The sequence below is a fragment of the Sanguibacter massiliensis genome (assembly GCF_900240335.1).
Classification (GTDB): domain Bacteria; phylum Actinomycetota; class Actinomycetes; order Actinomycetales; family Cellulomonadaceae; genus Flavimobilis; species Flavimobilis massiliensis.
On sequence record NZ_LT964979.1, the window covers coordinates 601,656 to 615,011 of the forward strand.

The window sequence follows — 13,356 nt, forward strand, 5'->3', positions numbered from 1 at the left end:
AATCATCATGGCCAAGACCTACGACGAGCGCCTCGCCGACATGAAGGCTGCTCGTGACGCCAACGGTGGTGTCAAGGGGCTCTACCACGCGAACATCAACGTCCTCAACAAGGAGACGCTCGAGGACGCGATGGAGCACCCCGAGAAGTACCCGCAGCTCACGGTTCGTGTCTCGGGCTACGCGGTGAACTTCGTCAAGCTCACCCGTGAGCAGCAGCTCGACGTCCTCTCGCGCACGTTCCACCACAGCGCCTGAGACACTGGTGGGGCGGGAACCCGGCAGGGTCCCCGCCCCACCAGCACCACCCCGCACGCATCCAGCCCCTGGCACGAGGAAGGATCGACGATCATGACGATCTGCGAGGCCACCCCCACGACCGGCGCCGACGGTGCGAGCGGCGACCAGGGCTTCGAGGCACCCATCGGGCGCGCCGCGGGCGCTGGCCTCGTCGGTCTCGAGTTGAGCGACGCGGACCGCTCAGAGAAGTTCGCGCGGATGCGCGCGGGCGAGCTCGGGTCGGTGCACTCGTGGGAGCTCGTCACGGCCGTCGACGGCCCCGGCACCCGCATGACGATCTTCCTCTCCGGCTGCCCGCTGCGCTGCCTCTACTGCCATAACCCCGACACGATGGCGATGCGCAACGGCGAGCCGGTCGAGGCCTCCGAGCTGCTGCGCCGCATCAAGCGTTACCGGCGCATCTTCAAGAACTCGGGCGGCGGCCTCACGCTTTCGGGCGGCGAGGTGCTCATGCAGCCCGCCTTCGCGGCGACCCTCCTGCGGGGCGCCAAGGAGATGGGCATCCATACGACGATCGACACGTCGGGCTTCCTCGGTGCGGCCTGCACCGACGAGATGCTCGCGGACATCGATCTCGTCCTCCTCGACGTGAAGTCGGGCGACCCGGAGACATACCGGAAGGTCACTGGCCGTGCACTCGAGCCGACGCTGAAGTTCGGCCGGCGCCTCGCGGAGTCCGGCACGGAGATCTGGCTGCGCTTCGTCCTCGTGCCGGGCCTCACCGACGACCCGGCGAACGTCGAGACGATCGCCGAGTATGCCGCGACGCTCTCGACCGTCTCGCGCGTCGAGGTGCTGCCTTTCCACCAGATGGGCAAGGACAAGTGGGAGAGCCTCGGCATGCCGTACGAGCTCGGTGACACGCAGCCGCCGTCGAACGCCGAGGTCGACCGTGTGCGCGAGCAGTTCCGCGCGAAGGGCCTCACCGTCTACTGACGAGGCTCGGCGCGCCGCGCACGACCCCAGGACACGGAAGAGCCCCGCACCTCACGGTGCGGGGCTCTTCGTCACGTCCGGACGGGTGGGTCGTCACGTCTCCTGCGAGGGGTCGCCGCTCGGAGGCGTGAGGACCGGGAGGACCGGCCGGTCGCTGCCGGGGCCGAGGGGCGTCGAGCGGTGGCTGCCGTTCGACGCCCCGGACGGCCGTCGGGCTGGTCAGAGACCGAGCTCGACCGTCGTCCGGCCCTCGGTGGCTTCGAGGCGCTCGGAGCCGTTCCCTGCGCGCGAGAGCACGCGGAGCTCCCAGCTCGCGGGGCGGGCGTAGAACGTGAACTGGCCCGTGTCACCGGTGACGACCTCGGCGGTGAACTCGCCGTCTGCGTCGTGAAGGCGGACGTAGGCGCCCCTGACGGGGGCGCCGTCTGCCGTCACGGTGCCGTCGATGATTGTCGCGCCCGGGGCGAGAGCGACCTGGCCGGTCTGGGCGGGGGCTCCGCAGCTGGTCATCGTGTGCTCCTCGTGCGGTCGGGTGTCAGGCCGGGACGGGGACCTCGATGGGCGCGCCGACGAGCGAGCCGTACTCGACCCATGAGCCGTCGTAGTTCTTGACGTCCGGGAGGTCGAGGATCTGGGAGAGCACGAACCACGTGTGGCTCGAGCGCTCGCCGATGCGGCAGTACGCGATCGTCGAACGGTTGGTGTCGATGCCCGCGGCGCCGTAGAGCTCGGCGAGCTCGGCGTCGGAGCGGAAGGTGCCGTCATCGTTCGCGGCCTTCGACCACGGGACGTTGATCGCGCCGGGGACGTGGCCGCCGCGCTGCGCGTGCTCCTGGGGGAGGTGGGCCGGGCCGAGGATCTTGCCCGTGAACTCCTCGGGCGAGCGGACGTCGACGAGGTTCTTCGTCCCGATCGATGCGACGACCTCGTCACGGAACGCGCGGAGCGTGAGGTCCTGCTCGCTCGCGACGTACTTCGTCGCGGGGCGGTTGACGGGCTCGGCGTCGAGCGGGCGGCCGTCGAGCTCCCACTTCTTGCGGCCGCCGTCGATGAGGCGGACGTCCTGGTGGCCGTAGAGCTTGAAGTACCAGAAGGCGTAGGCGGCAAACCAGTTGTTGTTGCCGCCGTAGAGGACGACGGTGTCGTCGTTCGCGACGCCGCGCTCCGAGAGGAGCTTCTCGAAGCCGGCGCGGTCGACGAAGTCGCGGCGGACCGCGTCCTGGAGGTCGAGCTTCCAGTCGAGCTTGATCGCGCCGGGGAGGTGCGCGTCGTCGTAGGCGCTCGTGTCCTCGTCGACCTCGACGAAAACGATGCCGGGGGTCGCGAGGTTCGCCTCGGCCCACTCGGCCGAGACGAGGACGTCGTTGCGGGCCATGGTGTTCCTCCTGGTTCCTGGGGGCGCCCCGTGCGGGCGTCCGTGCTTCTGGACCAGAAAGTAGACCGGCGCGCTCGGGATGCCAGGCGATCCGTCGAACGTCTCACATCGTGAGCGCGGTATCTCGCGCGCGGATCGAAAGCTTCCGACCATCGCATCGTCGGAAGCCGTCAATCCGTGGGAAGGGGCGGGGCGGACCGCGAGGGGGGTGGTGTCAGGAGGCCTGGGGGACGTTCGCGACGCCGTCCGGGAGGAGGCGCCGGCCGAGCACCCGCTCGGACGTGCCCGTCCGGTCGAGGTACGGCGCGATGCCACCCGTCGCGAAGTGCCAACCCGCCCCGAGGATCATGCAGACGTCGATCTGCGTGACCTCCGCGACGACGCCCTCGTCGAGCATGTGACCGATCTCCGTCGCGAGCGCCGTGAGCACACGGTCAAGCACGCCGGCCTCGTCGAGCGCGCCCGGCCCGCCGGGCTCACCGAACACCTCCTGGATCGCGGGATCGACGCGCGCGGGAAGCCCCTTGGCGATCGGTGGCAGCACCACCGTGGTGCCTTCGGCGACGATCCGCTCGAGCCCGGGGGACCGCGCGAAGCGCGCGCCGAGGTTCTCCCGCAGTGACGTGAGGACGTGGAGCCCGACGGCCGGCCCGACGAGGTCGAACAGCGCGAACGGTCCCATGGGGAGCCCGAGCGGCCGCAGCGCGCGGTCAGCGACCTCGACGGGCGTGCCTTCCTCGACAGCCCTGACGATCTCGCCGAGCAGGAGGACGAGGAGTCGGTTGACGACGAAGCCGGGCCGGTCGGCGACGCCGACCGCCGTCTTGCGGAGACGGCGCGCGACGTCGAATGCCGTCGCGAGCGTCGCCTCGTCGGTCGCGTCCGCACGGACGACCTCGACGAGCGGCATCTGCGCGACCGGGTTGAAGAAGTGCAGCCCGACGACACGCTCGGGGTGCGCGAGGTCCGCGGCCATCTCGGAGACGGAGAGCGCCGACGTGTTCGTCGCGAGGACGGTCTCGGGCCCGACGATTCCCTCGACCTCGGCGAGCACGCGCTTCTTGAGCGCGAGCACCTCGGTGACGGCCTCGATGACGAGGTCGCACGCGGCCATGTCCTCGAGGACGGTCGTCCCGTGGACGGACGCGACGATGCGCGCGCCCGCGTCGGACGACATGCGCCCGGTCGCGACGAGTTTCTCGACCGTGCCCCGCACGTGTGCGAGACCCTTGGCGACGCGCTCGTCGTCGAGGTCACGCATGACGACGGGGACGCCGAGACGCTGCGCGAGCAAGAGCGCGAGCTGCGCGGCCATGAGGCCCGCGCCGACGACGCCGACGCGCGTCACGGGACGCGCGAGCTCCTTCGGCGGAGCACCCTGCGGCTTCTTCGCAGCGTTGACCGATGAGAACGCGTAGATGCTCGCGCGGAGCTCGTCCGTCATGAGGAGGTCGGCGAGCGCCTCGTCCTCGGCGGCGAAACCCTCCTCGCGGGTCGTGCCGGGTCCGAGCGCGAGGAGGTCGAGGGCGCGGTAGGGCGCGGGGCGCGCGCCGGCGACGACGATGTCGACCTGCGCGCGGGCGCGGGCGACGACGGCCTCCCACTCGTCGGCGTCGACCGGCTCGGGCCGAGTGACGACGGTCTCGCCGCGGACGACGGACGCCGCCCACGTGATCGACCGGGCGAGGAAGTCGGCGCTGTCGAGGAGGACGTCGGCGAGACCGATGTCGACGGCCTCGGCCGGCTTGTAGGGCCTGTTCTGCGCGGGACGCGTGAGGATGACCTCGCACGCGCGCTCGATGCCGACGAGGCGTGGCACGAGGTGCGCCCCGCCCCAGCCGGGCACGAGCCCGAGCGCGGTCTCGGGCAGCGCGAGCGCTCCGGCGGACGTCGACACGGTGCGGTAGTCACACGCGAGCGCGAGCTCGAGCCCGCCGCCGAGCGCGACGCCGTTGATGAAGGCGAACGTCGGCACATCTGCGTCGTGGAGGAGGTTGTACGCGGCGTGGCCAGCGCGGCCGAGCTCGCGCGCCTCGTCGCGCGTCGCGAGGTCTCCCGCCTGGGTGAGGTCCGCGCCGGCGGCGAGGACGTACGGCTTGCCCGTCACGCCGATCGCCTGGATCTCGCCCGCGGCGGCACGGGCTCGCAGGCCCTCGAGCGCGGTGCGCAGTCCCGCGAGGCCCTCGGGTCCGAGGGTCGTGGGCTTCGTGTGGTCGAGGCCGTTGTCGAGCGTGACGAGGGCCATCGTGCCGGCGCCGCCTGGCATCGTCACGTCGCGGACGAGGGAGCGTGCGACGCGCTCGGCACGTGCGGAAGTCGTCGTGGTCATCGGTCAGTCCCCTCGGTCGCGGCGGGCACGTGGCCCGAGTAGTCGGCGTGGTGCGGGTTCTCCCAGACGACGGTGCCGCCCATGCCGAGCCCGACGCACATCGTCGTGAGGCCGTACCGGACCTCGGGGTGCGCCTCGAAGTGGCGGGCGAGCTGCGTCATGAGCCGCACCCCCGAGGCAGCAAGGGGGTGGCCGACGGCGATCGCACCGCCGTCGGGGTTGACGCGCGGGTCGTCGTCGGCGAGCCCGAAGTGGTCGGTGAACGCGAGGACCTGGATCGCGAAGGCTTCGTTGATCTCGAAGAGGCCGATGTCGTCGATCGTCAGCCCTGCGGTGCGCAGGGCACGTTCGGTCGCGGGGATGGGCCCGAGGCCCATGACCTCGGGGTCGACGCCCGCGTACGCGAAGGAGACGAGGCGCATGCGGACGGGCAGACCGAGCTCGGCGGCGGTGTCACCAGCCGCGAGCAGGCACATCGTCGAGCCGTCGGTGAGGGGCGAGGCGTTGCCCGCGGTGACGCGGCCACCTGGCCGGAACGGGGTCTTGAGGTCCCGCATGCCTTCGATGGTCGTGCCGGGCCGGGGGAGCTCGTCGGCGGTCGCGAGGCCCCAGCCGAGCTCGGCGGACCTGACGGCGACGGGCACGAGGTCGGGCTCGACGCGGCCTGCGGCGAGCGCTGCGGCGTAGCGCCCCTGGGACTCCGCCCCGTAGGCGTCGGTGCGTTCCTTGGTGAGGTGGGGGTAGCGGTCGTGGAGCGTCTCGGCGGTCGCGCCCATGACGAGCGCGTCACCGTCGACGAGGCGGTCCGCGACGAAGCGGGGGTTGGGGTCGGCGTCGAAGCCCATGGGGTGGTGGCCCATGTGCTCGACGCCGCCGGCGACGGTGACGTCCTGCATGCCGGTGGCGATCGCGGACGCGGTCGTCGTCACGGCGGTCATGGCGCCTGCGCACATGCGGTCGATCGCGAAGCCGGGGACGGTGCGGGGGAGCCCGGCGAGGACGGCGACCGAGCGGCCGAGCGTGAGGCCCTGGTCGCCGCGCTGGGTCGTCGCGGCGATCGCGACCTCGTCGATGCGGTCGTGGGGGAGGGCGGGGACGCGGTCGAGGAGGCCGCGGAGGACGGCGACGGCGAGGTCGTCGGCGCGGGTCTCGGCGTAGAGACCGTCGGGGCGCGCCTTGCCGAACGGGGAGCGCACCCCCTCGACGAAGACAACGTCACGCAGTGCGCGACGTGCTGGCTGGGCCACGGGCATGGCTTCTCCTGATCTGGACGACGGTGTCCGGAGCGGTTCGCTCGTTCAGGTACACGATACCGCGAGTATCAGCAAAAAGCGCAAGAGGTGGGTCCGAGGTCCCTCGACAGGTCTCCCGTCAGCCCCGACGCAGCCGGCGCACGACGCGCTTCGCGGTCGGAAGCACCCGGTCCCACACGTCGAACAACGGCCCGAACGGCACCTCGACCGTGCCGAGAAGCTCGTCCGTGTGCTGGGCGAACGACTTCTTGAACTCGCTGATACCGTCGTTGAGCAGCCCGTTCATGTCGTAACGTCGCGCCCCGGCCTCCGCCGCGAGCCGCACCGCGTGCCACTTCACCGGCGCGTTCGCCCGCAACTTCCGGCCCGTGTCGTCGACGCCCCCGTAGAGCTCGAACGCCGTCGAGCCCGAGAGGACGTCCCACACGAACGAGCACGGGCGTCCGTCCTCGAACGCCGCGACGAGAAGCGAGGCCTCACCCAGCTCGCGGTGGATCGCGAGGTAGTAATCGTCGTCATGGAGCGCGAACCCCGCATGCTCCGCCGAGACCTTGTAGAGCTCGATGACCGCGCGCACCTCGGCCTCGTCCGTCACCCGCCGCACCTCGAGCCCCGTCCGGGCCGCCTTGCGGATGTCGTACCGCGTCGAGCGGCCCGCAGCCGCGAGGAGCTCGTCCTCCGGTTTCGTGAGGTCGAGGATGAGCGTGCTCGGGTAGAGGATCGTGTGCTCGGCCGGTCGCGACCCCGGCAGGTCAAGCTCGGTGCCTGCGTCCCAGTCCGGCTCGAGCGCGACGCCGATGCCACGGACCTCTCGGCGGCAGTGCTCGACGACCGCCCGGGCGACGGCGGACCGCTCGGAGGCCGTCCCGACGCCGTCGGACCCGACGAACGGGCCCCGTGGCACGTGGGCGAACGCGCGGAACGGTGCCGGCAGCCGACGGACGAGCACCTGGGCACCGCCGACGGTCCGCCCGTCGTCGTTGACCGCGCGAAGCCTCAGCGCGCGCCACGCTCCCGTCGCCTTGACCTCGCCCCAGCCCCACAGCTGGAGCGGGTGACCACCACCCGCGTCCACCAGTCGGTTCCACTCGGCAGGGTCGGTGACAGTCTCGATGTGCAGCACCCGACAACCCTATCCGGCGGCGCCGATCGCGGCCGCGAGCGGCCCCGCGAGCAAGTCCGTCTGCCAGACGCGCGCGCCCCGCGCAGCGAGCGCCGCAGTGACGCTCTCCTCCGTCACCTGCGCGGGCGGGGACCAGCACAGCCGGCGCAGCGCGTCGGGCTGCAGGAGATTCTCGACGGGGACGGTGAGGAGCTCGGAGAGCTCCGCGACGACGGCCTTCGCCGCCTCGAGCCGGGCCGCGGCCGCAGGCTCGCGATCGGCCCACGCACGCGGCGGCGGCGGGGCGTCCGTCCGCGGCCCGCGCAGAGGCGGGAGATCGGCCTCAGGCAGCGCGAGGGCCACGTCGATCGCCGTCTGCCACATCGGTGCCCGGCGCGATGTGCCACGTCCCGAGAATGTCGGCAGCGCCGTGAGCGCGCCGACGTTGCGCGGCAGGGCCTGCGCCGCCGCGATGATCGCCCGGTCGGGAAGGACTCGGCCCGGTGAGATGTCGCGTCGTCGGGCGTTGTCCTCGCGCGCCTGCCACAGCGACCGCACGACGGCGAGCTGCCGCCGCGAGCGCAGCGCGTGAACTCCCGAGACGCGCCGCCACGGGTCGACCCGCGGCGCGGGCGGCGGCGCGAGGCGTACGGCCTCGAACTCCTGGCGCGCCCACTCAGCCTTGCCTGCAGCCTCGAGCCGCTCGGCGAGCGCGTCGCGCAGGTCGACGAGCACCTCGACGTCGAGCGCCGCGTACGTGAGCCACGACGCCGGCAACGGACGCGTCGACCAGTCGACCGCAGAGTGCTCCTTCGCGAGACCGAGGCCGAGCACCTCTGCGACGACCGCGCCGAGCCCGACACGCTCGAGCCCCAGCAGGCGTGCCGCGAGCTCCGTGTCGAAGATCGCGTCCGGTACGAGACCTTGCTCGCTCAGCGGGTGGAGGTCCTGTGAGGCCGCATGGAACACCCACTCGGTCCCGCGCAGCGCGTCGTTGACCGCCGCGAGGTCGGGGAGCGCGACCGGGTCGATGAGCATCGTGCCCGCACCCGTGCGGCGCAGCTGCACGAGATAGTTCTGCTGCCCGTAGCGGTAGCCCGACGCGCGCTCGGCGTCGACGGCCACCGGCCCCACACCACCGGCGAGGGCGTCGACGGCCCGGTCGAGCCCGGACTGCGTCGTGAGGACGTCGGGCACCCCGTCGGCGGGGGTCGTCAGAGGGGTGACGTCGGGCTCCTCGTCCGCGGAAGCGGACGGTGCGGTCTGGCTCATGGGGGCAAGGTTAGACCTGCGCGGTCCGGCAACCCGCGAACGACGCGGCCCGGAGCGGGGCGGACGTCGTCAGCGTCGGTCGTCGATCGACGTCACACCGACCGGCGGCACACCTGCGAAGAGACGCAGGACGTGCGCCCACGCGGTGAGGAACGCGCCGACGTCCGGATCGACCGCGGACCATGACGCGCGCAGCTCGAGCTCGACCTCCTCGGGGCGGCCGGCGACCGCGCCGTGGCTCGTCGTGATGGTCCGAGTCACCGAGCCTCCCGGCTCGACCGGCGCGACCGGGCACGCTTCGAGCGCCTCGAGCATCCAGTCCCAGGCGACCTCGGGGAGCATCGGGTCACCCGACATCTCCTCGTCGAGCTCGGCCCGGACGAGGACGATGACGCGGAACGTGCCGTCGTCGACCGGGGTGAGCGGCGGGTCGTAGAGGACGACGAACGTGCCGTCGGCGACCTCGTCGTCGGGCACACCCGCACGAGCGAGGGAGCCCGAGAGCGCGACCGCGTACGCCGCGGCGCGCGAAGGTGCGGGAACCTCCCGCACCTCGACGCCCGCGCCGAGGGCTGCGGCACGCAACGAGGCGAGCGCCTGCGCGAACGGCGCGGGCAGCTGCGTGAGCGCGGTGGCGACCATGGCGTCACTCTAGGCATCCGGCGCGCGGTCGCCCGAGCGCCACGCCGCGGACCCGGACCGTCACATGCTGGTCGTCCGGGCGGCTCCGCCGGACCGCGGGATATCCTCGCAGGCGGAACATGTTCATCCGGAGGGAGAGTTCACACGATGACGGCACGCGCCCAGATCGGCGTCACGGGGCTTGCGGTGATGGGCCGCAACCTCGCCCGCAACTTCGCACGACACGGCTACACGGTGGCGGTCCACAACCGCTCGTACGCCAAGACCGCCTCGCTCGTCGCGGACCACGGTGACGACGGCGACTTCGTCCCGTCTGAGTCGATGGCCGACTTCGTCGCCTCGCTCGCGCGGCCGCGCAAGGTCGTCATCATGGTGAAGGCCGGTGCCGCGACGGACGCCGTCATCGCCGAACTCGTCCCCCTCCTCGAGGAGGGTGACATCGTCATCGACGCCGGCAACGCCCACTTCCCGGACACGCGCCGCCGCGAGGCCGAGCTCAAGGCTCACGGCCTCCACTTCGTCGGCACCGGTGTCTCGGGCGGCGAGGAGGGCGCGCTCAACGGCCCGTCGATCATGCCCGGCGGCTCGCCCGAGTCCTACGAGTGGCTCGGCCCGATCCTCGAGGACATCTCGGCGAAGGTCGACGGCGTCCCGTGCTGCACATACGTCGGCCCCGACGGGGCGGGCCACTTCGTCAAGATGGTCCACAACGGCATCGAGTACGCGGACATGCAGCTCATCGCCGAGGCCTACGACCTGCTCAAGCAGGGCCTGGGCGCCTCGGCGCAGGAGATCGGCGAGATCTTCGCCGAGTGGAACAAGGGCGACCTCGAGTCGTTCCTCATCGAGATCACGGCCGACGTCCTCGCGCACGTCGACGCCGAGACCGGCAAGGCGTTCGTCGACGTCGTGCTCGACCGTGCGGAGCAGAAGGGTACGGGCCGCTGGACGGTTCAGAACGCCCTCGACCTCGGCGTGCCGATCACGGGTATCGCGGAGGCGACGTTCGCCCGCGCGCTCTCGGGCTCGGTCCCGCAGCGCGAGGCCGGACGCGTCCTGCCCGCCGAGTCCGGCGCGTGGGAGATCAGCGACCGCGCAGCGTTCATCGAGGACGTGCGCCTCGCGCTCTACGCCTCGAAGGTCGTCGCGTACTCGCAGGGCTTCGACCAGATCGCCGCGGCGTCCGCCGAGCTCGGCTGGAACATCGACCGTGGTGCGATGGCCCGGATCTGGCGTGGCGGCTGCATCATCCGCGCCCGCTTCCTCAACCGCATCACCGAGGCCTACGAGCGCAACCCGGAGCTCTCGCTCCTCCTCGCCGACCCGTACTTTACGGAGCAGGTCGGCCAGGGCGTCAGCGCATGGCGTCGGATCGTCGCGCAGGCAGCACTCAACGGCGTGCCGACCCCCGCGTTCTCGTCGTCGCTCGCCTACTACGACGGCGTCCGCGCCGAGCGTCTGCCCGCGAACCTCATCCAGGCGCAGCGCGACTTCTTCGGGGCGCACACGTACCAGCGGGTCGACAAGGACGGCGTCTTCCACACCGAGTGGACGGGTGACCGGACCGAGTCCGACGCCTGACCGACCTCCCGTCCCGCGCGGCGGGGCACCGAGCCGGTGACGACACCGGCCGGCGCCCCGCCGTCGCCGTACGACCACGTGACCGGGACCGCCCGGAAGCCCGAGGAGCCGACATGACCCCGCACGGAACGACCGCCGTGACCCGCGAGCTGGCACGGCGCACGGGCACGCAGCCGGGGGACTGGTTCCTCGTGCACAAGGCGCGCTACGGCATGGAGGTCGTCCTGCGCGCGCTCGCCGAACACCGGGGACCGGGCGAGGTCGTCACGCAGATCCTCACGTGCGCGACCGCGGTCGACCCGATCCTCGTCGCCGGTCACGCCGCGGTGCACGCGGACGTCGCACCCGCGTCGCTCGCGATCGATCCGGCGCAACTCGTCGTCGGGGAGCGCACGCGCGCGATCGTCCTCCAGCACACGTTCGGCGTCATCGACGCCGCGACGGCGCGCGGGCTTCGGGACGCGGCCGACGACGCGGGCGCCCTGCTGCTCGAGGACTCGGCGCACTGCGTCGGACGGCTCGCCCGCCGTCCCGACGGCCGCCCGTACGCGGACGTGTCCGTCCACTCGTTCGGGGTTGAGAAGATGCTCCCGACACGCTTCGGCGGCGCCGTGTGGGTCGCGCCCGACATGGCCGACGCCGCGCTGCGGGACCTCGTCCGCGCACGCCTCGCCGAGCTTCCTGCGGTGGGCCGGCGGCTCGACCTCCTCGCGCGCGTCTACCGGACGCAGAACCGCGTGCTCAACCGCCTGCCGCGGCGCGTCTCCCGGACGTTGCGCTCGGGCCTCGTCCGGGCCGGGCTGCTCGACCCCGCGATCGCTCCCGTCGAGATGCGCGGCGGGCTCCCGTATCGGCCGTCGGCCCCGTCCGCATGGATGGTCGCACAGGTCGCCGCAGCACTCCCTGCGCTCGACGCCGACGAGTCCCGGCGTGCGGCGTGCGTCACCGCGTACGTCGACGTGCTCGCGGACGTCGTCGAGCTCCCCGCGACGATCGTCGACGCCGCCTCGCGCGCCGAACTCCAGCCGCTCCTGCGGCTCCCGGTGCTCGCACGCGACGAGGACGCGGCCGAGCGGCTGCTCGCGACGCTCACGGCAGCCCACGTCCACGCGGGCCGGTGGTACCGGCCCGCGCTGTTCCCGGGAGTCGACGACCCCGCTGTCTACGGTTACGCACCGGGCGACCCGCGCCTCGCGGTGAGCGAGGACGCCGTCTCGAGGCTCGTCAACCTCCCGACCAACGTCACGGTTGAGCGTGCCCGTGAGATCGCCAGCGTCGTGAGGCGGGCCGTCAGCGGTTGAGCCGCTCCCGGCCGTGGCGCACGAAGTCGAGCGTCCGCCGCAGGTCGATCCGGGCGAGCTCGAGCAGGCGGCGCGGGGAGCGATCCGCGCGGTAGCGCAGCGTGTGCGTGACGCCGTGGCGGCGGGCGGCCCGCAGGAGGGGCCGCAGCGACCGCGGCGCGTAGCGGAGCGCCACGAGGTACGGGACGTTGAGCCAGAGGCGCTCGTCGCGCGTGACGACGTCGGGGAGGTCCTCGCCGCGGACGAGGTCGTCGACGTAGCAGCGGGTGAGGTTGCCGCCCGCAGCCATCGTGTAGAAGCTCGCGGCGCCCTGACGGAGGTTGACCTCGAGGATCGTCCGGGCACCGGTACGCGCATCGATCATGATGTCGAGGTTCGCGGGGCCCGTGTAGCCGACGCTGTCGAGGAGCGTGCGGACCATCGCCGTGACCTCGTCGTCGTGCGTCGTGACGATCGCGTTGTAGTTGCCGACGAGACTCGGGTCGGGCTCGCCGAGGACGATCTGCCCGAGCGAGCTGAAGCGCATGCGGCCGTGGCGGTCGGAGTACGTGTTGACGACCTGCATGACCGACTCGTCGCCCGCGAGGTACTCCTGGACGACGATGTCGTCGTCGTAGCCGCCGTCGACCATGCGGCGCACGACGTGCCGGAGGCCCGCGGCGTCGGCAACGAGGTACACCTTCTGCTTGCCCGGGAAGCGCAGGCGCGGATAGATGTCGGTGTTCGCGGGCTTGACGATGACGGGGAAGGGGAAGGGAAGGTCGTCGCCGAGGTCCTCGGCGACGGGCCCCGGGGGGACGATCTCGGTCGCGGGGTGCGGGATGCCGAGCTCGGCGCACAGCTCCGCGAAGCGCGCCTTGTGCATGAGTCGGTCCGCGAGCTCCTTGCGGACGAGCGGGACGACGTAGTGCTCCTCGAGGACCTCGCGGTGGTCGAGGACGACGTTCGCGTAGAACTCGATGTTCGGCAGGAGCAGGAGCGTGCGACCGTCGGCACGCAGCTCGGACGCGAGCTCGAGGAGCGTCGCGACGACGACCTCGGGGTCACCGAGCCGGGCGTCGGCACGGACGTCGACGATGCTCGAGGACGCGGTCTCGCGGAGCGCCGCACGTCCGAGCGCGATCGTCCGGACGCCGAAGGCCTCGTGGAGCGAACGGGCCATGTTGTACGTGTTGATGTTCGTCCCGAGGATCACGGGGACGAACTCGGCGTTGCCGTAGGTCATGCGACGAGGCTCCAGGTGAGGGGCGCGACCGGCGCCGTGACG

12 protein-coding genes are annotated in these 13,356 nt (G+C 72.1%); 4 read left to right on the forward strand and 8 right to left on the reverse strand.

Going from position 1 to position 13,356, the window contains the following annotated elements:
- The first annotated feature begins 4 nt into the window (after positions 1-4).
- Both grcA2 and pflA read left to right on the forward strand, forming a co-directional pair.
- Positions 5-256, forward strand: coding sequence for an autonomous glycyl radical cofactor GrcA2 (gene grcA2 / locus C1729_RS15160; RefSeq protein ID WP_102508497.1), 252 nt, complete (start codon positions 5-7; stop codon positions 254-256).
- Between the two features lie 93 nt (positions 257-349).
- A complete protein-coding gene (gene pflA, locus C1729_RS02860; RefSeq protein ID WP_102508499.1) occupies positions 350-1,234 on the forward strand; it encodes a pyruvate formate-lyase-activating protein in 885 nt (294 codons plus the stop codon).
- Positions 1,235-1,453: 219 nt separating this feature from the next.
- Here the strand turns inward: pflA and C1729_RS02865 are convergent, their stop codons facing one another.
- From C1729_RS02865 to C1729_RS02895, 7 genes are all read right to left on the reverse strand, one after another.
- Positions 1,454-1,744, reverse strand: coding sequence for a DUF1416 domain-containing protein (locus tag C1729_RS02865; protein ID WP_102508500.1), 291 nt, complete (start codon positions 1,742-1,744; stop codon positions 1,454-1,456).
- Positions 1,745-1,769: 25 nt separating this feature from the next.
- Positions 1,770-2,609, reverse strand: a complete 840-nt coding sequence (locus C1729_RS02870; RefSeq protein WP_102508502.1) for a sulfurtransferase — start codon at positions 2,607-2,609, stop codon at positions 1,770-1,772.
- A 214-nt stretch (positions 2,610-2,823) separates the two neighbouring features.
- Positions 2,824-4,938 carry a 3-hydroxyacyl-CoA dehydrogenase NAD-binding domain-containing protein gene (locus C1729_RS02875; protein ID WP_102508504.1) on the reverse strand — a complete coding sequence of 705 codons (2,115 nt, stop codon included), beginning with the start codon at positions 4,936-4,938 and terminating at the stop codon, positions 2,824-2,826.
- The gene (locus tag C1729_RS02880) at positions 4,935-6,191 is read right to left on the reverse strand and encodes a thiolase family protein (protein WP_102508505.1); all 1,257 of its coding nucleotides are present in this window, start codon (positions 6,189-6,191) and stop codon (positions 4,935-4,937) included. Before C1729_RS02880 ends, C1729_RS02875 begins: the two co-directional genes overlap by 4 nt.
- 118 nt (positions 6,192-6,309) lie before the next feature.
- Positions 6,310-7,314 (reverse strand): lipid II:glycine glycyltransferase FemX, encoded by a 1,005-nt coding sequence (locus C1729_RS02885; protein ID WP_102508507.1) that lies wholly within the window; start codon positions 7,312-7,314, stop codon positions 6,310-6,312.
- A 9-nt stretch (positions 7,315-7,323) separates the two neighbouring features.
- The gene (locus C1729_RS02890; protein WP_102508509.1) at positions 7,324-8,565 is read right to left on the reverse strand and encodes an HRDC domain-containing protein; all 1,242 of its coding nucleotides are present in this window, start codon (positions 8,563-8,565) and stop codon (positions 7,324-7,326) included.
- Positions 8,566-8,634: 69 nt separating this feature from the next.
- Positions 8,635-9,207 carry a DUF3000 family protein gene (locus tag C1729_RS02895; RefSeq protein ID WP_102508510.1) on the reverse strand — a complete coding sequence of 191 codons (573 nt, stop codon included), beginning with the start codon at positions 9,205-9,207 and terminating at the stop codon, positions 8,635-8,637.
- Between the two features lie 147 nt (positions 9,208-9,354).
- Between C1729_RS02895 and gndA the strand changes: the two genes are divergently transcribed.
- Entirely contained in the window at positions 9,355-10,788 is a 1,434-nt protein-coding gene (gndA, locus tag C1729_RS02900) for an NADP-dependent phosphogluconate dehydrogenase (protein WP_102508512.1), read from the forward strand.
- A 113-nt stretch (positions 10,789-10,901) separates the two neighbouring features.
- Positions 10,902-12,089 carry a DegT/DnrJ/EryC1/StrS family aminotransferase gene (locus C1729_RS02905; protein ID WP_102508513.1) on the forward strand — a complete coding sequence of 396 codons (1,188 nt, stop codon included), beginning with the start codon at positions 10,902-10,904 and terminating at the stop codon, positions 12,087-12,089.
- On the opposite strand, the gene C1729_RS02910 is transcribed toward C1729_RS02905, so the two are convergent.
- Entirely contained in the window at positions 12,079-13,314 is a 1,236-nt protein-coding gene (locus tag C1729_RS02910; protein ID WP_102508515.1) for a carboxylate--amine ligase, read from the reverse strand. The genes C1729_RS02905 and C1729_RS02910 overlap by 11 nt on opposite strands.
- Positions 13,315-13,356 lie beyond the last annotated feature (42 nt).

Bases quoted from the DNA above. Each gene is read 5' to 3' on its own strand.
- C1729_RS02880 (WP_102508505.1), bottom strand. From the start codon at position 6,191: ATGCCCGTGGCCCAGCCAGCACGTCGCGCACTGCGTGACGTTGTCTTC.
- C1729_RS02870 (WP_102508502.1), bottom strand. From the start codon at position 2,609: ATGGCCCGCAACGACGTCCTCGTCTCGGCCGAGTGGGCCGAGGCGAAC.
- C1729_RS02865 (WP_102508500.1), bottom strand. From the start codon at position 1,744: ATGACCAGCTGCGGAGCCCCCGCCCAGACCGGCCAGGTCGCTCTCGCC.
- C1729_RS02905 (WP_102508513.1), top strand. From the start codon at position 10,902: ATGACCCCGCACGGAACGACCGCCGTGACCCGCGAGCTGGCACGGCGC.
- C1729_RS02910 (WP_102508515.1), bottom strand. From the start codon at position 13,314: ATGACCTACGGCAACGCCGAGTTCGTCCCCGTGATCCTCGGGACGAAC.
- C1729_RS02875 (WP_102508504.1), bottom strand. From the start codon at position 4,938: ATGACCACGACGACTTCCGCACGTGCCGAGCGCGTCGCACGCTCCCTC.
- pflA (WP_102508499.1), top strand. From the start codon at position 350: ATGACGATCTGCGAGGCCACCCCCACGACCGGCGCCGACGGTGCGAGC.
- C1729_RS02890 (WP_102508509.1), bottom strand. From the start codon at position 8,565: ATGAGCCAGACCGCACCGTCCGCTTCCGCGGACGAGGAGCCCGACGTC.
- C1729_RS02895 (WP_102508510.1), bottom strand. From the start codon at position 9,207: ATGGTCGCCACCGCGCTCACGCAGCTGCCCGCGCCGTTCGCGCAGGCG.
- gndA (WP_102508512.1), top strand. From the start codon at position 9,355: ATGACGGCACGCGCCCAGATCGGCGTCACGGGGCTTGCGGTGATGGGC.